Origin of the sequence: Desulfovibrio sp. 6_1_46AFAA, assembly GCF_000224635.1 — a bacterium.
In the GTDB taxonomy this organism is placed as follows: domain Bacteria; phylum Desulfobacterota; class Desulfovibrionia; order Desulfovibrionales; family Desulfovibrionaceae; genus Desulfovibrio; species Desulfovibrio fairfieldensis.
Genome location: NZ_JH114302.1, coordinates 237164 through 257748 on the forward strand (window position 1 = coordinate 237164; position 20585 = coordinate 257748).

Below are 20585 nucleotides of genomic sequence, written 5' to 3' on the forward strand. Positions count from 1 at the left end.
ACGGACATTGAGAGCAGGGCGAGCGCCTTAAAAACGTTGAGAATGTCAATTCTCAACGTTAATCTGCTCTAGGAGCTGCTCTAAATGGGCTCTTTTGACTTCCGGCTGCGTCAGACTCGTTTTTTCCTTTGGTTGAGTACCATGAGAGTACACTCCCGCCGCAAAAAACTCGTCTTCCTTGCCGGAAAGCCAAAATTTTTCAATTTAGAAACAGCTCCGGTATGGTGCCGCATTATGCCGCATCTGGAGGCAGCCCCTATCGCGCCACCACCGTGCCCAGCGGCGCGTCATCCAGGAGATAGCGCCGCAGACTGGATTGGGCGCGGCCGTCCAGAATCAACGCGCGCGAGCAGCCCGCGTCCAGCGCGTTCAGGCAGGCTTCCACCTTGGGGATCATGCCGCCGCTGATCACGCCGTCCTCTTTCAGGCGGGCGATTTCCGCCCGGTTCAGGCCGGGAATCAGCCTGCCGTCGGCGTTCAGCACGCCCGGCACATCGGAAATCAGCACAAAATACTCGGCCGCCAGGGCCCCGGCCAGCGCGCCCGCCGCCGTATCGGCATTGATGTTCAGGGCTTCGCCGTCCGGGCCCGAGGCCACGGGCGCCACCACCGGCAGAAAATCGGTGTCCAGCAGGCAGCGGGGCAGGGCCGGGTCCACTTCCGTGACCTCGCCCACCAGGCCCAGGGCCGGGTTCTTGCGCCGCGCCCGCAGCAGATTGCCGTCGCGGCCTGAAATGCCCGCCGCGCGCACGCCGTGCCGCGCGAAGCCGCTGACTACCGCCTTGTTGACCTGGCCGCAGAGCACCATTTCCACGGCCTGCATGGTGGCTTCGTCCGTCACGCGCAGGCCGTCCACAAAGCGGCTTTCAACCCGCAGGCGTGCGAGCAGGGCGCTGATCTGCGGCCCGCCCCCGTGCACCACCACAAGGCGCATGCCCTGTCCGGCAAGATGGGCCAGATCCGTGGCGAAGGCTTCGCTCAACTCCGGCTTGTCCATGGCGTGACCGCCGTATTTAATGACCACTGTGGGCTGTGTCATGGCTGTTCTCCGCTGCTGTGTTCCGGCGCATGATCCGCGCGTTACGGAAGCGGAAAAATAGCATCCGGGGGCGTGGGGCGCAAGCCTGCGGCGCCCCCGCATCAGGGCAGACGCATCTAAAAAGCCTTTATTCCCCGATAGATCGGGGAACGAGCAAAAAGAGGCGAAGCTACCTTTACTCCGCCGGAGCGAAGCGCAGGCGGATGGCTGGTGCCGGGAGAATCCTAAAAAATGCGCTGGCCGTTGCCGCGTCAGCGGCTTACGGATAGCGACAGCGATTTCCTTGGATATAATTTTGCGTAACCAATTGCTGTCTTCATCCGTAGCTAGCGTTGCTGTCTTTCTCCGTACGGCTCACAAGTTCGCCTACGGCTAAAGCTCCTTCGTCGCAACGGCTGAAGCAAGATTTTTGCGTGCCGGCAAGGAAAATGGCGCTTTTTGCGCGGAAACCGACCGGAAGGCGGCCCAAAGGGCCGTGCCCGTTGGCGAGCCGGGCGAGCCTTACGGGCATCGAGAGCAGAGCGTACTCAAGTACATGAGCAGCAAAAAGCGCCAGATGACGCAGCCAGCACACAAAAGGCTGGTTTTGACGGATCATCACGGCAAATAAAAGGCCTGCAAAGCCTGGAATTAGATGCGTCTGCCCTGGTCCCCGCATTGCCTTGCACTGTTAAAAAAGGTAGAAATGGATACGTTCATTTTTCCGGAGTTTCCATGAGCCAAGATCTTGCCTGGCGTAACCTGCTCAAAGAACAGTCCTGGATGCAGGAGGCCATGGATGCCGCCAATACCGGCCTCTGGGTGATCATGATCGACACCCGCAACGGCTGTTGCTCCATGCTGGCCAGCGCGCCTATGCTGCGCCTGCTGGGACTGGAAGAGCATCCCGCGCCGGAGGAGTGTTTCGCCTTCTGGCGCGGTCGGGTGGACAAGAAGTGCGACGACGACGTCAATGACGTGGTGGACCGGTTTCTGGCCGACACCCAGATGCACGAAGTGCGCTATCCCTACCATCATCCCAAGTGGGGCGTGATTTTCGTGCGTTGCGGCGGCCGCCGCATTTCCGCGGACGACGACCCCCTGGTGCGCATCACCGGCTACCATCAGGATGTCAGTGAGATTCAGGCCATGCACCAGTCCCTGCGGGAGAGCCTGGCGCGGCTTTCCCTGGCCTGCCGCCTGGGGCGGCTCGGCGTGTTTGAACTGCGGCACGGCGAAGGGGAGCTGGAACTCACGGGCAACGATATTTTTTTCGGCCAGTTGGGCCTGCCTGAAGGCCTTGGCGATGAAGAGCGCGTGGACGCGGTGGAAGCGCGCCTTGTGCCCGAGGACCGCGAGGCCTGGCGGGCTCTGCGGCATCCTGCGAATTGGGTGGTGGGGCGGCACGAACATACCGAGGTGCGCGTGCTGCATCCCCGGCTGGGCCAGCGCTGGCTCAAACTGGCCTATGAGGTCATGGGCTCCGGGGAGAATCGCCGCATCGCGGGCTATACCGACGACGTCACGGAACGCCGCCTGCACGAGCGCATGCTGCGCGAGGCCAAGAATGAGGCAGAGGCGGCCAATGCCGCCAAGAGCATTTTTCTGGCCAATATGAGCCACGAAATCCGCACGCCCATGAACGGCATCATGGGCATGGCCTATCTGGCCCTGAATACCGACCTCACGCCGCAGCAGCGCGACTACATCGAGAAAATCCACGGCACCTGCGTATCCCTGCTGGACATCATTAACGACCTGCTGGATTTTTCTAAAATTGAGGCCAACCACATGGAGCTGGAAAATCTCCCCTTCCAGCCCGCGCATGAAATCGAGGCCGTGCTGACCCTGCTCCAGCCCAAGGCCCAGGCCAAAAAGCTCGGTCTGGAAACCGTCATTGATCCGAACATCCCGACCGTCCTTTCGGGCGACGCCCTGCGCCTGCGTCAGATACTGCTCAATCTGGGCAGCAACGCGGTGAAATTTTCCGAGCACGGCACGGTGCGCATTGATCTGGAACTGGCGCACCGCACCACGGATATGGTGCGCCTGCGCTGCAGCGTCAGCGACGAGGGCATCGGCATGAGCCCTGAGGAACAGGCCCGTATTTTCAAGCCTTTTTCCCAGGCGGACACCTCCATCACCCGTCGTTTCGGAGGCACGGGCCTGGGCTTGGCCCTCTGCCGCCGCCTCACCGCGCTGATGGGCGGCGGCATTTCCGTGGAGAGCGAGGAAGGCAAGGGGAGCGTATTTCGGGTGGAGCTGCCGTTTCGGCTGGCCGCAGGCGCGGACCTGCCCGCCGACGCCGCCGACGGCCCCGAGGATCTGAACTGCCTCAAGGGCTTGCGCGTGCTGGTGGCCGAGGACGGCGACATCAACCGCGAAATCATGGAAGCCCTGCTGGACGGCATGGGCGCGGTCTGCATTCCGGCGGTCAACGGGCGGGAAGCTCTGGATATCTGGCGCGCCCGGCACGAGGACATCGACCTCATCCTCATGGATGTACAGATGCCGGTCATGGACGGCTACACGGCCACCCGCGAGATCCGCGCCGGCGGTCTGCCCGGCGCGGTGGAAACGCCGATCATCGCCATGACGGCCTATGCCATGCGCGGCGACGCCGAGCGCAGCCTGGCCGCGGGGATGGACGGGCATCTGACCAAACCCGTGGATGTGAACGAGCTGACCCGCATGCTCAAAAGCTATGCCCGGCGGCGGCCCAAGGCCCGGCCGGACTGAGCGCCCCCCTGGCCGCTTCTTGACAGGGCCGCGCGTGAGCGCGTAAGTCCGGCAGACACTTCACTCTTCAAGGAAAGTTACACCATGTCAGACGTTGTTACCCGTTTTGCGCCCAGCCCCACCGGGCATCTGCACATCGGCGGCGCGCGCACCGCCATTTTCTGCTGGCTTCTGGCCCGCCATTACGGCGGCCGCTTCCATCTGCGCATTGAAGACACGGATCTGCTGCGCTCCAAGCAGGAATACACGGATTCCATCCTGGCCTCCATGCGCTGGCTGGGCCTGGACTGGGACGGCGGGCTCACCTATCAGACCCGGCGCACGGACCTGTACAACAGCTATGTGGACAAGCTGCTGGAAACAGGCCACGCCTACTGGTGTTCCTGCACGCCTGAAGAGGTGGAGGCCATGCGCGAGGAGGCCCGCCAAAACGGCCTCAAACCGCGCTATAACGGCCACTGCCGCACGCGTGACCTGGGCCCCGGCGAGGGGCGTTGCGTGCGCCTCAAAACCCCGCTCACGGGCAAGGTGGTCTTTGACGACATGGTCAAGGGCAAGATCGCGGTGGATGTGGGCGAGCTGGACGACATGGTCATCCGCCGCGCCGACGGCATGCCCACTTACAATATGGCCGTGGTGGTGGACGACCATGAAATGGGCATCACCCACGTGATCCGGGGCGACGACCATGTGTCCAACACCCCGCGCCAGATCCTGATTTATGAGGCTCTGGGCCTGCCCGTGCCCCGCTTCGGCCATGTGCCCATGATTTTGGGCCCGGACCGCCAGAAGCTTTCCAAACGTCACGGCGCGCGAGCGGTCATTGAATACCAGAAGGATGGCCTGCTGCCCCAGGCCCTGGTCAGTTATCTGGTGCGCCTGGGCTGGTCCCACGGCAATCAGGAGCTGTTCAGCCTGGACGAGCTGGTACAGTATTTCGACGGCAGCAACCTCAATCCGGCGGCAGCGGCCTTTGACCCGGCCAAACTGGAATGGTGCAACGCCCACTTCATGCGCGAATTGCCCCTGGACCAGTTGGCCGCACTGGTGGAGCCCTTTGTGCGGGAGGCCGGTCTGGGCGATCTGTCTAGGGAGCGCCTGGAACCCCTGTGCGTGATGTTCCGCGAGCGGGCCAACAATCTCAAGGCCCTGGCCGAGAGCTTCCGCCCCCTGCTCGTACCCGCCGCCGAGCTGGCCTATGCGGAAAAGGACGCCAACAAGCATTTCACGGACGCGGGCAAGGCCCATCTGCGCGCTCTGGCCGTCGTCTTCAAGGCCTGCGAGCCCTTCAGCGCCGAAGCCCTGGAAGCCGCTCTCAACGCCTATGTGGCGGACAACGGTCTGAAGTTCAAGGAAGTGGCCCCGCCTCTGCGTACGGCGCTCATGGGCTTCATGGGCGGGTCGCATCTCAACGAGATCATGGCATTTCTGGGCCGGGAGGAGACGCTGGCGAGGCTGGAGCGGGCCGCCGGATAAAACACACTCGTCTTCCTGTCGCAATTCGGGCACAGACCGGAAACTTCCCGGCCTGTGCTTTTTTATTGTGTGGATTTATTCCGGCTGACTCTTGTCGTTCAGATAGGACTGTCTTTGTTTGATCTCAAATAACAACGCGCCTGCGTCGATGCCCAATGCCTCGGCAAGCAGGACAAAACCGTGATTGTCGGATTCCGTTTTCTGGATTCGATGGCCTTGATGTGGGATTCAGAGCCGTCAATCCTGGCGGCCAGTTCTTTGCGGCTCATTCCAAGCCGTTCTCTGTGCTCGCGGATGATCTGTCCCAAAGCCAGATCAAAGTTTGGGGTATCTCTCATCTGACCCGGATAGCACCGGACTGACTGGCCGACACGCATGAGGCACTATGGTGGCTATGGCTCGCGCGGAACATCAGGCAGGGCAAAGAGCGGGGAGATGCTTGATAACCCGTACACAGGCGTTCAGGGCCCACAGGCACAGGCCGGGATTTTTTATTGTGTGGATTTATTCCGGCTGATTTTTGTCGTTCAGATAGGCCTGACGCTGGATGACTTCAAGCAGTAATTTGTCCGCATCAATGCCGAACGCCGCCGCGATGGAAACAAAAACCATGACCGAGGGATTTCCCTCACGCACTTCAATAACCCGGATATGCGCCACGGAAATGCCGGTGTCGGCAGCCAGCTGTTCGCGCGTCCAGTGGCGCTTTTCTCTGTGCTCCCGGACAACCTGCCCCAAGGCACGGCAAAAGTTCGGACCTTCTCTCATTGAATCCAGATAGCACCGGATTGATGAAGCCACATGTCAGTGATAGTATATTATCACTAAATCTTGATGCTGTCAGAGCAATTCGCGTTTGAAATGAGTGAATCGTTCTGGTGGCCGCATGCTTCGGGAAAATCGCGTTTTCCTCGGCACGCGGGCGGCGTGGAATTTGAAATGTGTAACATTTCAAACGCAAAATGTTGTAGAAGGTAAAAAGGAGCATGAAAGGCAATGGATGGCGGCTCAATTCCCGATTATGAGGCGGCAATGGAACGCATCCGGGCTGTGACCGGGTGCGGAACGCAAACCGCTCTGGCTGCGGCGCTGGGCATCACCCGGTCGTTCGTATCGGACGCGCGGAGACGTAAAGTCATTCCCGCCGACTGGTTGCTCACACTCTTACGCAGCCGGGGGTCAATCCCGACTGGATACTGACGGGAGATGGCGTGCATCTGCTGTGTCCGGCCGAGGCTGACCCGCCGGTCGTACAGGCTGTGCCTGTGGCGAAAAGCCGCCCGTCGGAATAGTCTTAGGCTCGGGAGTTTGCCAACGAACTGGTAAGGCGGACGTTGCGGGCCCCGTCAATAGCGGGCATCCGGGCCATGCTGGCGCACGCTCCGCATGACAAAGCGGCGGCGTTTTACCCGGAGTGCGGATTTCGTTCCTCGCCTGTGAGTTCGTTGATATTGATGCTCGGAATGGAAGAAATAACGCGGAGCGTTGAAGGCTGACATGCCCTGCCTTTGAAATGGGGCACAATCTTAACGGTACGCTGCTCCTGGAGAGAGCGCCGGACCGTTACTGATACAGCGGGCTCATGGCCCGCAGCAGATGGGTGAACAGCCCGTCCATGCCGTTGATGAAGTGCTCCACATGGTCGGCCATGACAACCAGCAGCAGACCCACAAAGAAAAAACCCACGCCGATCTTGATGGGAAAGCCGAATTCCATGATGTGAATCTGCGGCGAGGTGCGGGCCACCAGGGCCAGGGCCACTTCCACCATGAACAGGGCCACCATGACCGGCGCGGCGATTTTCAGCGCCAGCACGAAGACCTGGGCCGCCAGATCCAGCACCTGCCAGAGCAGATTCTCGCCGATGAACAGGCCGCCGGGCGGCACCAGGGCAAAGGAGGCGGCAAAGCCCTTGATCATGTACAGATGCCCGTCCAGGGCCAGAAAGGCCAGCAGAGAGACCATCCAGAGAAAAAAGGCTGTGGCGCCGGTCTGGTTGCCGGTGAGCGGGTCCGCGAAATTGATCATGGTGAAACCCATCTGAAAACCCAGCAACTCGCCGCCCGCCTGGATGCCCATAAACAAAAAATTGACGGCCATGCCGAGCACCAGGCCCAGTACCACCTCGCCCAACAACATCAGAACCATGTCAAAGGGGTGGGCGGGCATGATCGCACCGGACAGGGCCAGATGCGGCCATACGCCCAGCGAAAAGACAATGGTGACGGCCGCTTTGACCGGGATGGGGATGTTGTTGGTGGAAAAGACCGGCAGCATGAACATGACGATGCTCACCCGCATCATGGTGAGCAACAGGCTGAGCACAGCCGCCGGATTATAACTGAAGGCATCCATGCCGGGCGGAGATGCAAAAAGGCTGCCAGATAGGCAAAGGCCCGCGCTTTAGCGCGGGCCGAAAATGCTGTGCCGTTGCGGCCGGGTCAGGCCGTCGTGGATTAGAGCGTTTTGATATTGAAAATATCTCAACGCGCGGTGCGGATTTTCACGGAAAATCCGCACCGCGAAATTATCGCAAGGCGAATTTACTTCGCCGTTAAGCGATAATTTCAAGCGCAACATGCTCTACTTGTGCAGCTTTTCGGCGATCAGCTCGCGGATAATCTTGTTCAGGCCGGGCAAATCAGGCTTGGAAACCTGCCTGTCCGCGCCCACTTTGACGCCTCTGGCGCGCAGGGCTTCGGTGATCAGGGAGGAGAAGAGGATTACCGGCAGGTCCTGCGTGCCCGGCGTCTCGCGGATTTTGGCCGTGAGCGCGTGGCCGTCCATTTCCGGCATTTCAATGTCGGAAATGACCAGATGCACCAGTTCGGTGAGTTCCACCTGTTTGGACTGGGCCTCGTTGCGCAGTTCCGAAAGATAGTCCCAGGCCTCCCGGCCGCTGCCCACCACCGTGACCTGAAAACCGGATTTTTCCAGCGAGGATTTGAGGATATGCCGCAAGGAGCTGGAGTCGTCGGCCACCAGCAGATGGAACTGGCCCGCGCCTTCCACGGGAGTGGTGTCCACCTCCACCTGAGACATGTCCAGGGTGCTGTCCAGGCTGGCAAGAATTTTTTCCATATCCAGAATGAAGAGCACCCGGTCCTGGATGCGCAGCACGCCGGTGATGCTCTCGCGTGAGTAGGCCTGCACGTATTTGTTCGGCGGCTCGATGCGGTCCCAGGTCATCCGGTGGATGCTGGTCACCGAGGAAACCAGAAAGGCGGCCTGCACGCCGCTGAATTCAGTGACGATGACCTTGTTGTTCTCATCGCTGGCCATTTCCTTGCCGAGCCAGGCCGCCAGATTCAGGATGGGCAGCACCTTGCCGCGCAAATTGAAGGTGCCGAGCACCGAGGAGTCATGCTTGCTGGGCACGCTGGTCACGCTGGGCAGGCGGATGATCTCCAGCACTTTGGCGACATTGATGCCGTAGTGCCCGCTGTAGGCGCTGCCGTCGGGCTGCTTTTCCTCAATGAGAAATTCTATGATTTCGAGCTCATTATTATTGACGTTGAGCAAGCTGTTCTGGGTCATGGCATTCCTCGTCCTTGGCTGAAACGGCGTCAATGAATCTTATCGGCGGCCGCACGCTTTCCTTAAGACGCGTGGGAAAATATCCGCAAAATTTCCGCCGCGTTCAGCGCCGTCCCGCGCTGTTGCGCCCGCTTTTTTCCTTGGGCGGCTCCAGGCGGGGACAGAAGGAGGCCATTTCGCATTCCCCGCAACGAGGCTTGCGGGCGTGGCAGACATCCCGTCCGAACCAGACCATGCGGTGGTTGACGTCGCCCCACTCCTGTTGCGGGAACAGCGCCATCAGGTCCCGTTCCACGGCCACGGGGTCGGTCTGGTCCGTGAGGCCCAGCCGGTGGCTGATCCGCTTCACGTGGGTGTCCACGGCCAGGCCCTCATTGATGCCGAAAGCGCCGAACAGGACCACATTGGCTGTTTTGCGGGCCACGCCCGGCAGGGTCACCAGATGTTCCAGGGCCTGGGGCACCCGGCACTCAAAGTGGTCCCGCACGCGCCGGGCCGCGCCCAGCAGATTTTTTGCCTTGCTGTGGTAAAAGCCCGCCGAACGGATGACCTCTTCCAGCTCTTCCTGGGTGGCCCCGGCCAGTTCCGCCGGGCCTGGCCAGCGCCGGAAGAGTTCCGGCGTGATGGTATTGACCCGCGCGTCGGTACACTGGGCGGCCAGCACGGTGGCGACCAGCAGTTCCCAGGCGTTATGGGAATTGAGGTGGGTTTCGGGCCTGGGGTAGCGGGCCTGCAGGGCGGCCAGGACTTTTTGCGCCCGTGCCGGGCGGGATTCTGCTTTTGTCATGCCTCTGCTATGCCACAGGCGGCAGCGGCCCGCAAGGCGCAGCAGGCCCGGCCCGGCAGCCGCGTGAGCGCCTCGCTCAGCAGGTGGGCGGCCATGCCCGCTTCCAGTCCGTCGTCCGCCGTGTCCACCCGCGCGCCCAGGGCGGTCGGCAGTTCCCGCGCCGCCATCTGGCTGACGGGTTCTCCTCGGCCAGCAGGATGCGCTTGTTCCGGATGGACGGAGACGCGTCGGCCAAAGCCGCGCTTTGCTCCGGCCCGTCGGCGGGAAGATCCGGTTTTGCCGCCATGCCCTGCGCCTTGCCCGGATCGAACAGGGCCGTGAAGCTGAAGCAGGTGGCCTTGCCGGGCGCGCTTTCGCAGCTGATCTCGCAGTGCATGGCTCCCGCCAGCTTGCGGGCGATGTTCAGGTCGAGCTATCGCTCTGCAAGCGTGAAAATTCCAGAATATTGCCGATGATCCGCACCAGAATGCGGGCTGGGAAAAGGATTTTTTCCAGAAAATCCCGTTGGCGGGGCGCGGCATCCTCGTGCAGCAGCAATTCGCTCAGGCCCAGATGCCGCCCCTGGGCGTGCGCAGTTCATGGCTCATATGGGAGAACACGCCCACTATCGCCAGGATGCGGAACAGCGCGATCAGGACGTAACGCCGGAGCATTTCCCAGTCCATGAAGTGCCCTTCATGGACTGGGCCCATTGCACCGCCCGGCCGCCCGCTGGAAATCGCCTGGGAGCACTTGCCGGGATCAGGAAAATTCCGTATTTAAAAAAACTTGGTTATATTTAGAAAATCAATGAAACCGGACTATTAAAAGCAATTAACTATGATTATGGGTTAAATGTAAACATAACTTATTAATTTTTTTATGTATCTTTTATTTGAATGGCGGCATGACATAAAATTAAATGATATGTGGTTTCCGGGGCAAGAGCAACAATGTGATACTTGGCGGAAGATAAACACAGCGCGATATACTGTATAACTCCCCAGTAAATATCTATGGAAAATTCATTCAGATGTCAGGCGGATGCTCCAAACACGCTCCTTATTGTTGACGATGACGAAATAAACCGCACGGTGCTGGCGAACATTTTCGCAACGGCTCACTCCATTGAAACGGCGGAGAACGGCAGGGAAGGCCTTGATAAATTGCGGCTGCGCAGGCGGGAAGTCTGCGCGGTTCTTCTTGATGTGGCCATGCCTGTGATGGGAGGCATCGCCATGCTGGAGGAACTCGGCAGGGAAAATGTGCTCAGTCAGATTCCCGTATTTCTCATCACGGGCGAAACGGACGATCGCGTTATCAAGAAGGCTTATGATCTCGGTGTGATGGATGTCATCTCCAAGCCTGTTTCCTCCCATATCGTCAAGCGCCGCGTCAATTCCGTCATTGAACTGTTCACGGCGCGCAACGAGTTCGCGACCATTGTCGACCGGCAAAAAAATGAAATACTGCGGCAGACCAAGCGGCTGCTCGAACTGAACATGGGGATGATAGAGTCCCTGGCCACGGCCACCGAATTCCGCAGCGGCGAATCCGGCGAGCATGTCCGGCGGATTCACGACATCACCCGACTGTTTCTTACGCATTCCCCACTGGGAAACGGTTTTTCGGAAGAGACCATCCAGCATGTTTCCCTGGCCGCCATCATGCATGATGTGGGCAAAATATCCATTCCCGACGCCATATTGAACAAGCCCGGCCGCCTTACCGGCGAAGAATTCGCCATAATGAGAACACATACCACCGAAGGCTGCCGCCTGCTGGAGCAGATCCCCCAGATGCGGGCCCTGCCGTTTTTCGGCTATGCCTACGATATCGCCCGGCATCATCATGAACGCTGGGACGGCCGGGGCTACCCGGACGGGCTCAAGGGCGACGCCATTCCTCTTTGGGCGCAGATCGTTTCCATTGCCGATGTCTACGACGCCCTGGTCAGCAAACGAGTCTACAAGGACGCCTTTGGTTTTGACCAGGCTGTCGGCATGATTTCCAACGGCGAGTGCGGCGTGTTCAATCCGCGGCTTCTGGAATATTTTCAGGATATCGAAGGGCGGATACGCAATCTTTATGTAACGCAGGCAACGGATATGCGGGAATGAGGTGAACGGGATGGATCAGAACAGGAAAGCGCGGCTGGAGGCCGGGGGCATTAATATCCATGGCGCCCTGGAGCGCTTCATGGGCAACGAGGCCATGCTGGAACGCTATCTGCGGAAGTTTCTGACTGAAAAAAGCTATGCCGGGCTGGAGGCGGCCATTGCGGCCGGTGACCGGGAGGCAGCCGGGATCGCGGCGCATTCGCTGAAAAGTGTCTGCGGCACTCTTGGTTGTGTGGCCATGCAGGCGCTGGTGCTGCGGCAGGAAGAATGCATGCGGGCCGGAAACTGGGACGAAGCCGTCAGAATGATGCCGGACATCGCAGCGAGTTACAGAAAAATTTGCGCCGTTCTGCACGAATAGGCGTTGCGGGCGGGTCGCTTCCGCCGGGGAGGGCTTGGCGCGTCCCGGCTTTCCCCGCGTTTTTTTGTTGAAGTCGAACTAGTCTGCACGCACCCCAAGCCTTTGGACAGCAATATGAAGCTCCGCAATCCGGTTCCAGGTGAAACGGCAACGTTGGCGGCGGTAACGAAAGATAACGCCGTTTCCGGCGAAGAACGCGGCATCGTGTCGCCGAAAAATCTGCGGACTATGGGGCTGTGCGTCATCACCGTCTGCTATGTGCTGTTTGTGGTTTTTACCATGTACAGACTCGGTGAAGCGACAACCGAGCTCTATGACCATCCCTATACGGTCTCACGCGAAGCCCGCGAAATGATGGTTCGTATGAGTGAAGTGAAAAATATGCTTCCCACGCTGCTGGCCACGCCCGACCTGTCCCTGCCGGAGCTTGAAAACATCCTGAAACGGCAGGAAAATGCGCAGGATGTTTCCATGGAGAATATCAGGGCCAACTATCTGGGCGATGCGGCCGACTTGGCCGCTCTGGAGAAGGCCCTGGCCGAGTTCTGGCAGGCCCTGGGGTCGGCCGGCCGGGCGCTTGTCGGAGACGCGACCTTTGACGAAGCCAACGAATATCTCAAACGTGAGGTATTCCCTTTTCTGAAAACTCTGGACAGGGCGCTGGACCGCATCGGCAAGGGCGCCGACCTCAGAGGCGCGGCGATGCTGTCTGATATGGACCGGGCAAGAGCCGTTTCCATCCTTGTCACCTTGCTGATGGGCGGACTCATCATCTGGCTGATCGTCTATACGAACAAACTTGAACGGAAGAAGAACAGGGAAATTGCCTATCGCGAAATGCTGTTCAACCTGCTCGCCGCAAATATAGACGATGTATTTTTCATTTCCAACGGCCGTGGGAGTTTTGAATATGTCAGCCCCAACAGCAAGCGCATCATCGGTTTCTCCTCGGAAGAGTTGTGCCAAGATAACGACAAATTCTATGCGTTGCTGACGCCGGAATTGAATGAGTGGCTGCGGACGGTTTTCAGCGACAGCGCCTTGCGCGGCCCGGTCGAGCGGGCTGCCGAGCTTGCGGGGAGTCGGCGGCAATTTAAGGTCCGGGTCTATCCCGTGTATCAGAACGGCGCGCTGGAACGCCAGATCATGGTGCTGACCGATCAGACCGACACCCTCATGTACCAGCAGACCCTGAGCGACGCCCTTGAAGCCGCGCGCGGCGCCAATGCCGCCAAAAGCAATTTTCTTTCGCACATGTCCCATGAAATCCGCACGCCCATGAACGCCATCATCGGCATGACCACCATTGCCTTGAGCAGGTTGGATGACCGGGGCCGCCTGGAAGATTGCCTCGGCAAAATCGCCCAGTCCTCGCGCCATCTGCTCGGCCTCATCAACGATGTGCTCGACATGTCCAAGATCGAGAGGGGCAGACTGTCCATCGCGCACGAGCCGTTCAACTTACGCCTGTCCCTCCAGGGGATAGTGAACCTCATTCAGCCGCAAATTCAGGAACAGGGACAGAATTTCGAGGTATCCCTGTCTGAAGTTGATGAGGAAGAGTTGAACGGCGATGGCATGCGCCTGAATCAGATCCTGATCAATATCCTTTCCAACGCCGTCAAGTTCACGCCCAAGGGCGGTTCCATCCGGCTGGACATCCGGCAACTTCATAAAAATCACAATAACGTCCGGTTCCGCTTCATTATCCGCGATACGGGCATCGGCATGAGTGCGGAATTTCTCAGCCGTCTGTACACGCCCTTTGAACAGGCCACGGCCGCCACCGCCTCCCAGTTCGGCGGCACGGGGCTCGGCATGGCTATTACCAAAAACCTTGTTTCCCTGCTGGGCGGCATGATTTCGGTAAAAAGCAAGGAGGGCAAGGGCACGGAATTTACCGTGGAGCTTCCCTTCGGCCTGAGCGGCCGCCAACCTTCACGGGAATTATCCGGTCTGGACCCGCTCAAGGTGCTGGTGGTGGACGACGATCGCGGCACCTGCGAGCATGCCTCGCTGCTGCTGGGCAGAATGGGGCTGCGCACTAGGTGGGTTCTCACCGGCACGGAGGCCATGGATCTCATCCTGCAGGCGCGTGAATGCGGCGATGATTACGACGTTTGCCTCATCGACTGGCAGATGCCCGACATGGACGGCGTGGAAACCGCGCGGCGCATCCGTCGGGAGGTCGGGCCGGACACGCTGATCATTATCATCAGCGCCTATGACTGGTCTCCCATTGAGCGGGAGGCGCGCGAGGCCGGAGTCAATGCCTTTATCAACAAGCCGTTTTTTGCCTCCACCTTGTACGACACGCTGCTTTCTGTCACGCGGCACGCCCCGCTAAAGGCCGAATTGAGCGTTTCCAAGCGCCGGGAGTATGATTTTTCCGGAAGGCGGATTCTGCTGGTCGAGGACAACGAGTTCAACCGGGAAGTCGCCAAGGAGTTCCTGGAAATGGCGGGGGCCGCCGTCGAGTGCGCCGAGGACGGCAGGGAGGCTCTGGAAAAATTCACTTCTTCCAAGCCCGGGCACTATGCGCTTATTCTTATGGACGTGCAGATGCCGGTCATGAACGGCTACGTGGCCACACGGTCCATCCGCGCCTCGGACCATGCGGACGCGGAAACAATCCACATTCTTGCCATGACCGCCAATGCCTTTAGCGAGGACATCGCGGCCGCGGTGGCGGCGGGCATGAACGGCCATCTGGCCAAGCCCATTGACGTGGCCGCCCTGTACCGGCTGATTGCCTCGCATCTTGAAGACTGATGCGGGCGGGGGCGTCTGAAAACGCCGGGCCGGCTGCAAGAACGTGTTTAATGACTCCGCCGGAACGGAGATGAAGCCGGTGTCGCGATACAGCGGGTATAAAGGCGGACGCGCCCGACCGGGTCGTTTCCCCGCTGCTTCTGGACCGGCGCGGCATTGCCGTGTAAACTGAACTTCATGCCGTTTCCCGGCGTGCCGGAGGAAGCATGTCCTTTCTGGTCTATGTCACCGTGCCCCATGAGCGGGAAGCCCTGGACCTGGCCCGTATGCTGGTGGAAGCCCGGTTGGCGGCGGGCGTCAACGTGTTGCCCGGCGCACGGTCGGTCTACCGCTGGCAAGGCGAGGTGCGCGAGGCCGGGGAATGCCTGCTGCTGGCCCAGGTCAGCCGCGCGGCTTTTGAGGATTTTTGCGCGGCTGTGCGCCGCGCGCACAGCTACGAAGTGCCCTGTATTGTGGCCCTGCCCCTGGAGGCCGGGCACCAGCCATTTTTGCTCTGGATTGAGGAAAACAGCCTGCCGTCCGTGGGGTAGAGCATTTCAACGTTGATCTGCTTTAAACCGTTTCTCAAGTGAGCGACAGCCCCGAAGCGGTTGAGGCGGCATATATCCGCAACAGTGAGGCGACCATGTCCATCTATGTTTCCGGTTCCCTGGCCTTTGACCGCATCATGACTTTTCCCGGCAATTTTCAGGATCACATCCTGATGGACAAGCTGCACATGATCAACGTCAGCTTCATGGTGGACGGCATGGACGAGCGGCGCGGCGGTTGCGCGGGCAATATCGCCTATTCCCTGGCCCTGCTCGACGAAAAACCGGTCATCGTGGCCGCCGCCGGACGCGACTTCGTGCCCTACGCCGAAGCCCTGAACACGCTGGGCCTGCCCCTGGACGGCATCCGGCGCGACGCGGATATCTTCACCGCGCTCTGCTACATCACCACGGACATGAACAGCAACCAGATCACCGGCTTCTACCCCGGCGCCATGACCCTGCCCGCCCAGTACTCTTTCCCCGATCTGGACCCGGATACGGACATCGCCATCGTTTCGCCCGGCAATGTGGAGGACATGCGCCGCCTGCCCGCCTTCTATAAGGAAAAGGGCGTGCCGTATATTTACGATCCCGGCCAGCAGCTGCCCGTGCTTTCCGGCGCGGACCTGCTGTCGGCCATTGAGGGCTCGCTGGCCTGCATTACCAACGACTACGAACTGAATATGATCTGCAAGGCCACGGGCAAGAGCGAGGACGAGCTGCTGGGCCGCACCCTCTGGCTGGTGACCACCTTGGGGGCGGAAGGCGCGCTGGTGCGCGGGGCCGACGGCACGGAAGTGCGCATTGCGCCGGTGCCGCCCACGGGCGTGGTGGACCCCACGGGCGCGGGCGACGCCCACCGCGCGGGCCTGCTCAAGGGCCTGACCCACGGCCTGCCCATGCCCGAGGCCGCCAAACTGGGTTCGGTGAGCGCCAGCTTCGCCCTGGAAAAAATGGGCACCCAGGAGCACATCTATACCCCGGCCCGGTTCCGGGAGCGCTATGAGGCGGTATTTGGGGCGCTGCCCGAGGGCCTGCTGCCGTAGCAGGGGCTCCTCGAAAAGCGCCTTTTGCCTCCTGGGCCGCGTCAACCGGCGATCGCAGCCCAAGGCTGTACCATAAAAGTACCAGAGCAGATTAACTTTGAAATTTGCAAATTTCAAAGTTGGCATTCCGCCGAAAAACGTGGTTATCGTTGCTGTCGATCCCCGTATGGTTCCGTTGTCGCCAACGTGGACAGCCCTTCGGGTCGGTCTTCGCGGCGCGCCGCACGGTGTGCGGCGTTAGAGCATTTCAAAGTTGAAATGTTCTAACCTTGTTCTGCGATCGCCGGTTTCCATGCCGGGTAACAAAATCCATCTTTTTAGAGCGTTTTGATATTGAAAATATCTCAACGCTCTGTGCGGATTTTCCGTGAAAATCCGCACCGCGAAATTATCGCAAGGCGAATTTAGTTCGCCGTTAAGCGATAATTTCAAGCGCAACATGCTCTGGAGACAGCCCCTGAAGCGGGTGCGCCTCGCAAAGGACGGAACCGCTATGTTGTATATTCTGCTGATGCTGCTGGCCGGTTGCATGATCGCCATGCAGTCGCCCATCAACGCGGCCCTGAGCCGCACGGTGGGCGTGCTGGAAAGCAGCCTGATTTCTTTTGCGGTCGGCACGCTCTTTCTGGCTCTGGCGGTGTTCTTTTTCGGCCGTGGCCAGCTGTTGCGCGTGACGGAAACGCCGCCCTGGCAGTGGGTCGGCGGCATCCTGGGCGCGGTCATGGTGCTCAACACCATTATCGCCGTGCCGCGCATCGGCGTGCTGACCACCGTGCTGGCCATGATTTTCGGCAATCTGGTCATGGCGGCGGTTATCGACAATTTCGGCTGGTTCGGCCTGCCGGTGACGCCCTTCGGCTGGCGGCGGCTGGCGGGTTTTGCCCTGGTGCTGGCGGGGCTGCTGCTGGTATTCCGGCGCTAGGCTCAGCCCTTGTTAAAGCGCCTGCTGCAAAGCCGCCTTTTTCCGTACAGCGGCGTTGCCAAAAGAAGTTGACCTCGCGGTATGTTCAATACAGCTTCGTCCGATTTCTCTTTTGCGCCTTGCTGCCCGAAAAAAATCAGCTTTTCGCGGACGGCGTGTTAATGAGGGCTAAACCTAGAGGGTATCGTTATGGGCGTTTTTTCGGTTATCTCCGCGTCAGGTTCCGCCCGTTTTTTCAGTCGGGTGCCAAAAGAGTACACTCCTTCAAAGCGGGCCCGCCTTTCTCGCTGGAAAGGCAAAACTTCCTGATTCGGAAACAGTCCCTGGAAGGTTTCAATAACGTTGCAATGTGAGACGGCGGGTCGGCCATATCCGCCGGGAGGAAAAAACATGCGGGTGGATGCGGTACGGGAATTTCTGGAGCGGCACGGGCTGGGCGCGGCCTACCGTCAGTTCGAGGTTTCCAGCGCCACGGTGGATCTGGCGGCTGCCGCCGTGGGCTGCGAGCCTGGGCGCATCGCCAAGACTCTCTCCCTGCTGGGCAAGGACGGCCCGCTGGTACTGGTGGTCATGGGCACGGCCAGGCTGGACAACCGCAAGTTCAAGGACGTTTTTCACCAGAAGGCCCATTTCATCAAGGCCGAGGACGTGGAAAGCCTGGTGGGGCATCCCATGGGCGGGGTCTGCCCCTTTGCCCTGCCCGAGGGCGTGCCCGTGTACCTGGACGCAAGTCTGAAGAACTTCGACCCGGTCTATCCGGCGGCGGGCGCGCCCAATAACGCCGTGGAAATCTCCCTGGCGGACCTGGAGCGCGTCACCGGCGGCGTCTGGGTGGACGTCTGCAAGGCGGAGTGACGGCGGCCCGTACAGCTTGCGGCACTTCCCCCAGAGGGTGTCGTCATGAGTGTCTTTTCGGTTATCTCCGCGTCGAAATTCGTCTTTTATTCCGGTCGCGCTAGCTGTTCACAGCTCTGCTGTGTTACGGATAGCGACAGTGATTTCGATGAGAGGGGTTTTGTGTAACTCGTTGCTGTCTTTATCCGTACGGCTCACAAGTTCGCCTACGGCTAAAGCTCCTTCGTCGCAACGGCTGAAGCGAGTACCATAAGAGTACACTTCCTCCATGCTTTAGCCGTTATGCGAGGAACGAGCATTACGGATAAAGACAGCAGTGCTAAAAGGCTCTTTCTCCTTGATATAACACGAAAATCCATCTCATGACGCCACTCTCTAGAGCGGATTAACTTTGAAATGCTGCCCATTCCAAAGTTAAAGGCACGCTTATTCTGCCGCTTAGCTATGCTGTCCTCGCCCGTAAAGCTCGAAGACTCGCTAACGGGAGAGGCAACAGCGCAAATAAATTGCGCTTACGGCTTCGTGGCGCGAGGCTGCTCTCGCAGCCTCGTTAGAGCATTTCAAGGTCGAAATGCTCTATGCGTCGGGCAGCAGGCGCGTTTCCAGCTCGTGGTCCACGGGCACCTCGCGGGAGGCGAATACCTTGTCTATCCGCACGGTGCCCGCCGAGGCGTTGCGCAGGGGCTTCACATGGCGCATTTCGGCATAGATGATGCGCGCGACGGCCGCGTCGCGCTGCCAGCTCTTGCAGGCCGCCAGGCCTCCGGCTTGGTCCAGGGTGCGCTCGGGCACAGGCTGGCCGCCATGGGCCCGCCGGATGATCACATGCGAGCCGGGGCCGTTGTCGGCGTGCAGCCAGATATCATGGGGCGCCGCCAGCTTGCGCGCCGCCAGATTGCCCTTGGCGTCGCGGCCCCGCAGCAGGGCGAAGCCGTCCTCGCTGATAAAGAGCTGCACGTTTTTGGGCAGGCCGCCGGGCAGGGGGCGGCGCATGGCTTCTCCTGAACCGGCGGCTGAAGCCGCCTCGCCCGCATCATCGCCTGATATGCCCGCCAGACTTTCCCGGCGCGCGCGTTCTAGGGCCGCGGCCTCGGCTTCCAGAGCGGCGCGGCGTTGGGCCAGATGCTCCAGGCCGCGCTGCCCGCGCCGGGCGGTGTGAAAAAGCCGTTCCATGGCTTCGCGCACTGTATAGCGCGGGTCCAGCCTGATATCTCTCGCCGGGCCGTGTTCCGTTTCCGGCAGATTGACAAGGGGCGCGCGTAAATCCGCAGGCCAGCGCCAGAGGTTTTCCCGCAGGGCCAGGGCGTCGGTCCGGGCCGCGCGCATGGCTGTGAGCCGGGCTTCTTCCTCCCGCAGTTTGTCCAGCAGGCGATCCAGCTTGCGGCCGCGTCGGGTCAGAGGCAGGGCGGCGGCCACGGCCTTGTCCTTGGCCAGACGCTCGAGCACCAGACTTTGCCCGGCCCGCTCCAGCAGGGACAGGACGTCCGGGCCGCTTTCCTCCTTCAAATCCCCGCGCAGGCCAGGCGGCAGGGGCCAGGCCGTGGCGGAGCGGACGCCCCCGCAACTGTCCCGAAGCCGGTCAGATCCCCCCGCGCTGTAGAGAAAAACATCGCCCCCGCCCCCGCGCAGATCTTCCAGCAGGGCCCACTGTTCGGGTTCTTCCATCCGCTCCAGGCTGCGGCGCAGGGAGGGCGTGAGCACGGGCCACTGCCGCCAGTCGCTGCGGGCTCGGGCCAGTTCGGCTGGCGCGGGCCAGCGCGCGTCTTCCGTCTCCGGCCCGTCCTGGGCGTCCAGGAAATGCAGGGATGCGCCCTCGCGCAGGTCCAGCAACAGCCATGTCAGGCTTGTGCCCGGCGCGGGCTCGGCCGCTCCGCCCAGCAACAGCCAGAGCCTGCGCTGCCAGAACTGCGCCACGCAGGCGGCCACCCGGCGGTCGGCCGCGTATTTGCGCAGGCGCATAAGCTGCGCCGTGGGCGCGTGCCCCGTGCTGATCCGGCTTTCGGTCAGAAAGCAGAAGGGCTCCTTGCGCCCGAAGCGCAGGCAGAGCTGACGCTTGCGGCCCGAACCGTAAAAAGTCAGGGTCAGGATGCCCGGCGCGGGTTCCTGAAGTTTTTCCAGGCGTGCGCCGGTGAGCAGCGGGAGCAGCAGATCGCAGAAGCGGCGGAAAAGATGGGCGTCCATGCGCGCGAGCCTACAGGGGAACGGGCCGGGCGGCAACAGCGGCGCGTCCCGTTCCCGCCGCGGTATTGACCATGAAAAATCCCGCCTGAACAGCGGGATGAGAATTGCGGGATGAAAATTACAAGGTTACGGAAGCGACCTCTCCGGGACTGGGCGGCCGTGCAAAACGATAGATTTTGTTATCCGGCAAGAAAGCGGACCGGCGTGGCTCGGGGATAGTACAAAACAGTACAGACCCGGGCCACGCCGGTCCGCTGAC

General features: G+C 60.6%; 20 protein-coding genes. 10 read left to right on the forward strand and 10 right to left on the reverse strand.

The annotated features are described in order from the left end of the window. Window positions 1-256: 256 nt before the first annotated feature. On the reverse strand, window positions 257-1039 hold the full coding sequence (argB, locus tag HMPREF1022_RS07805; protein ID WP_009302685.1) for an acetylglutamate kinase: 783 nt from the start codon (window positions 1037-1039) through the stop codon (window positions 257-259). Window positions 1040-1753: 714 nt separating this feature from the next. On the opposite strand from argB, the gene HMPREF1022_RS07815 reads away from it, so the two are divergent. Together HMPREF1022_RS07815 and gltX are read left to right on the forward strand one after the other, a co-directional pair. After that, window positions 1754-3757, forward strand: coding sequence for an ATP-binding protein (locus tag HMPREF1022_RS07815; protein WP_009302686.1), 2004 nt, complete (start codon window positions 1754-1756; stop codon window positions 3755-3757). A gap of 84 nt (window positions 3758-3841) precedes the next feature. Next, complete coding sequence (gene gltX, locus HMPREF1022_RS07820) at window positions 3842-5233, forward strand: glutamate--tRNA ligase (protein ID WP_008683286.1); 1392 nt, start codon at window positions 3842-3844, stop codon at window positions 5231-5233. Window positions 5234-5331: 98 nt separating this feature from the next. Here gltX and HMPREF1022_RS19125 read toward each other — a convergent pair whose 3' ends face one another. Together HMPREF1022_RS19125 and HMPREF1022_RS07825 are read right to left on the reverse strand one after the other, a co-directional pair. Further along, the gene (locus HMPREF1022_RS19125; RefSeq protein WP_332248519.1) at window positions 5332-5610 is read right to left on the reverse strand and encodes a helix-turn-helix domain-containing protein; all 279 of its coding nucleotides are present in this window, start codon (window positions 5608-5610) and stop codon (window positions 5332-5334) included. 127 nt (window positions 5611-5737) lie between these two features. Further along, window positions 5738-6001 (reverse strand): helix-turn-helix domain-containing protein, encoded by a 264-nt coding sequence (locus tag HMPREF1022_RS07825; protein WP_009302687.1) that lies wholly within the window; start codon window positions 5999-6001, stop codon window positions 5738-5740. 264 nt (window positions 6002-6265) lie between these two features. Here HMPREF1022_RS07825 and HMPREF1022_RS18895 point away from each other — a divergent pair, with 264 nt between their 5' ends. Continuing rightward, the gene (locus HMPREF1022_RS18895; protein WP_009302689.1) at window positions 6266-6433 is read left to right on the forward strand and encodes a helix-turn-helix domain-containing protein; all 168 of its coding nucleotides are present in this window, start codon (window positions 6266-6268) and stop codon (window positions 6431-6433) included. 363 nt (window positions 6434-6796) lie between these two features. On the opposite strand, the gene fliR is transcribed toward HMPREF1022_RS18895, so the two are convergent. The 6 genes from fliR to HMPREF1022_RS18115 form a co-directional block, all read right to left on the reverse strand. Beyond that, a complete protein-coding gene (fliR, locus tag HMPREF1022_RS07835) occupies window positions 6797-7588 on the reverse strand; it encodes a flagellar biosynthetic protein FliR (protein WP_009302690.1) in 792 nt (263 codons plus the stop codon). 228 nt (window positions 7589-7816) lie between these two features. Continuing rightward, window positions 7817-8770, reverse strand: a complete 954-nt coding sequence (locus tag HMPREF1022_RS07840; RefSeq protein ID WP_008683291.1) for a chemotaxis protein — start codon at window positions 8768-8770, stop codon at window positions 7817-7819. Window positions 8771-8873: 103 nt separating this feature from the next. Further along, on the reverse strand, window positions 8874-9557 hold the full coding sequence (nth, locus tag HMPREF1022_RS07845; protein ID WP_008683292.1) for an endonuclease III: 684 nt from the start codon (window positions 9555-9557) through the stop codon (window positions 8874-8876). Between the two features lie 76 nt (window positions 9558-9633). Next, entirely contained in the window at window positions 9634-9933 is a 300-nt protein-coding gene (locus HMPREF1022_RS18110) for a hypothetical protein (protein ID WP_147568374.1), read from the reverse strand. A 26-nt stretch (window positions 9934-9959) separates the two neighbouring features. Continuing rightward, entirely contained in the window at window positions 9960-10094 is a 135-nt protein-coding gene (locus tag HMPREF1022_RS19075) for a hypothetical protein (protein WP_269544196.1), read from the reverse strand. Between the two features lie 5 nt (window positions 10095-10099). Next, window positions 10100-10249 carry a hypothetical protein gene (locus HMPREF1022_RS18115; protein ID WP_156802902.1) on the reverse strand — a complete coding sequence of 50 codons (150 nt, stop codon included), beginning with the start codon at window positions 10247-10249 and terminating at the stop codon, window positions 10100-10102. A gap of 303 nt (window positions 10250-10552) precedes the next feature. On the opposite strand from HMPREF1022_RS18115, the gene HMPREF1022_RS07850 reads away from it, so the two are divergent. The 7 genes from HMPREF1022_RS07850 (at window position 10553) to HMPREF1022_RS07880 (ending at window position 18145) form a co-directional block, all read left to right on the forward strand. Next, window positions 10553-11656: an HD domain-containing phosphohydrolase gene (locus HMPREF1022_RS07850; RefSeq protein WP_008683294.1), complete on the forward strand. Its 1104-nt coding sequence runs from the start codon at window positions 10553-10555 to the stop codon at window positions 11654-11656. Between the two features lie 10 nt (window positions 11657-11666). After that, complete coding sequence (locus tag HMPREF1022_RS07855) at window positions 11667-12017, forward strand: Hpt domain-containing protein (protein WP_009302693.1); 351 nt, start codon at window positions 11667-11669, stop codon at window positions 12015-12017. A gap of 114 nt (window positions 12018-12131) precedes the next feature. Then, window positions 12132-14789 carry a hybrid sensor histidine kinase/response regulator gene (locus HMPREF1022_RS07860; RefSeq protein WP_009302694.1) on the forward strand — a complete coding sequence of 886 codons (2658 nt, stop codon included), beginning with the start codon at window positions 12132-12134 and terminating at the stop codon, window positions 14787-14789. Window positions 14790-14995: 206 nt separating this feature from the next. Beyond that, entirely contained in the window at window positions 14996-15319 is a 324-nt protein-coding gene (cutA, locus tag HMPREF1022_RS07865; RefSeq protein ID WP_008683299.1) for a divalent-cation tolerance protein CutA, read from the forward strand. A 95-nt stretch (window positions 15320-15414) separates the two neighbouring features. Further along, window positions 15415-16368 (forward strand): carbohydrate kinase family protein, encoded by a 954-nt coding sequence (locus tag HMPREF1022_RS07870; RefSeq protein ID WP_009302695.1) that lies wholly within the window; start codon window positions 15415-15417, stop codon window positions 16366-16368. Between the two features lie 493 nt (window positions 16369-16861). Further along, a complete protein-coding gene (locus tag HMPREF1022_RS07875) occupies window positions 16862-17290 on the forward strand; it encodes a DMT family transporter (protein WP_009302696.1) in 429 nt (142 codons plus the stop codon). Between the two features lie 390 nt (window positions 17291-17680). Further along, entirely contained in the window at window positions 17681-18145 is a 465-nt protein-coding gene (locus tag HMPREF1022_RS07880; RefSeq protein WP_008683307.1) for a YbaK/EbsC family protein, read from the forward strand. A 576-nt stretch (window positions 18146-18721) separates the two neighbouring features. Here HMPREF1022_RS07880 and HMPREF1022_RS07885 read toward each other — a convergent pair. After that, complete coding sequence (locus tag HMPREF1022_RS07885) at window positions 18722-20326, reverse strand: NFACT RNA binding domain-containing protein (RefSeq protein WP_009302698.1); 1605 nt, start codon at window positions 20324-20326, stop codon at window positions 18722-18724. Between the last annotated feature and the right edge of the window lie 259 nt (window positions 20327-20585).

Bases quoted from the DNA above. Each gene is read 5' to 3' on its own strand.
- HMPREF1022_RS07855 (WP_009302693.1), top strand. From the start codon at position 11,667: ATGGATCAGAACAGGAAAGCGCGGCTGGAGGCCGGGGGCATTAATATC.
- HMPREF1022_RS07880 (WP_008683307.1), top strand. From the start codon at position 17,681: ATGCGGGTGGATGCGGTACGGGAATTTCTGGAGCGGCACGGGCTGGGC.
- HMPREF1022_RS07815 (WP_009302686.1), top strand. From the start codon at position 1,754: ATGAGCCAAGATCTTGCCTGGCGTAACCTGCTCAAAGAACAGTCCTGG.
- HMPREF1022_RS18110 (WP_147568374.1), bottom strand. From the start codon at position 9,933: ATGCACTGCGAGATCAGCTGCGAAAGCGCGCCCGGCAAGGCCACCTGC.
- HMPREF1022_RS07825 (WP_009302687.1), bottom strand. From the start codon at position 6,001: ATGAGAGAAGGTCCGAACTTTTGCCGTGCCTTGGGGCAGGTTGTCCGG.
- HMPREF1022_RS19125 (WP_332248519.1), bottom strand. From the start codon at position 5,610: ATGCGTGTCGGCCAGTCAGTCCGGTGCTATCCGGGTCAGATGAGAGAT.
- HMPREF1022_RS07870 (WP_009302695.1), top strand. From the start codon at position 15,415: ATGTCCATCTATGTTTCCGGTTCCCTGGCCTTTGACCGCATCATGACT.
- cutA (WP_008683299.1), top strand. From the start codon at position 14,996: ATGTCCTTTCTGGTCTATGTCACCGTGCCCCATGAGCGGGAAGCCCTG.
- HMPREF1022_RS18895 (WP_009302689.1), top strand. From the start codon at position 6,266: ATGGAACGCATCCGGGCTGTGACCGGGTGCGGAACGCAAACCGCTCTG.
- fliR (WP_009302690.1), bottom strand. From the start codon at position 7,588: ATGGATGCCTTCAGTTATAATCCGGCGGCTGTGCTCAGCCTGTTGCTC.
- HMPREF1022_RS07850 (WP_008683294.1), top strand. From the start codon at position 10,553: ATGGAAAATTCATTCAGATGTCAGGCGGATGCTCCAAACACGCTCCTT.
- HMPREF1022_RS07875 (WP_009302696.1), top strand. From the start codon at position 16,862: ATGTTGTATATTCTGCTGATGCTGCTGGCCGGTTGCATGATCGCCATG.
- HMPREF1022_RS07840 (WP_008683291.1), bottom strand. From the start codon at position 8,770: ATGACCCAGAACAGCTTGCTCAACGTCAATAATAATGAGCTCGAAATC.
- HMPREF1022_RS07860 (WP_009302694.1), top strand. From the start codon at position 12,132: ATGAAGCTCCGCAATCCGGTTCCAGGTGAAACGGCAACGTTGGCGGCG.
- argB (WP_009302685.1), bottom strand. From the start codon at position 1,039: ATGACACAGCCCACAGTGGTCATTAAATACGGCGGTCACGCCATGGAC.
- HMPREF1022_RS18115 (WP_156802902.1), bottom strand. From the start codon at position 10,249: ATGGGCCCAGTCCATGAAGGGCACTTCATGGACTGGGAAATGCTCCGG.
- gltX (WP_008683286.1), top strand. From the start codon at position 3,842: ATGTCAGACGTTGTTACCCGTTTTGCGCCCAGCCCCACCGGGCATCTG.
- nth (WP_008683292.1), bottom strand. From the start codon at position 9,557: ATGACAAAAGCAGAATCCCGCCCGGCACGGGCGCAAAAAGTCCTGGCC.
- HMPREF1022_RS07885 (WP_009302698.1), bottom strand. From the start codon at position 20,326: ATGGACGCCCATCTTTTCCGCCGCTTCTGCGATCTGCTGCTCCCGCTG.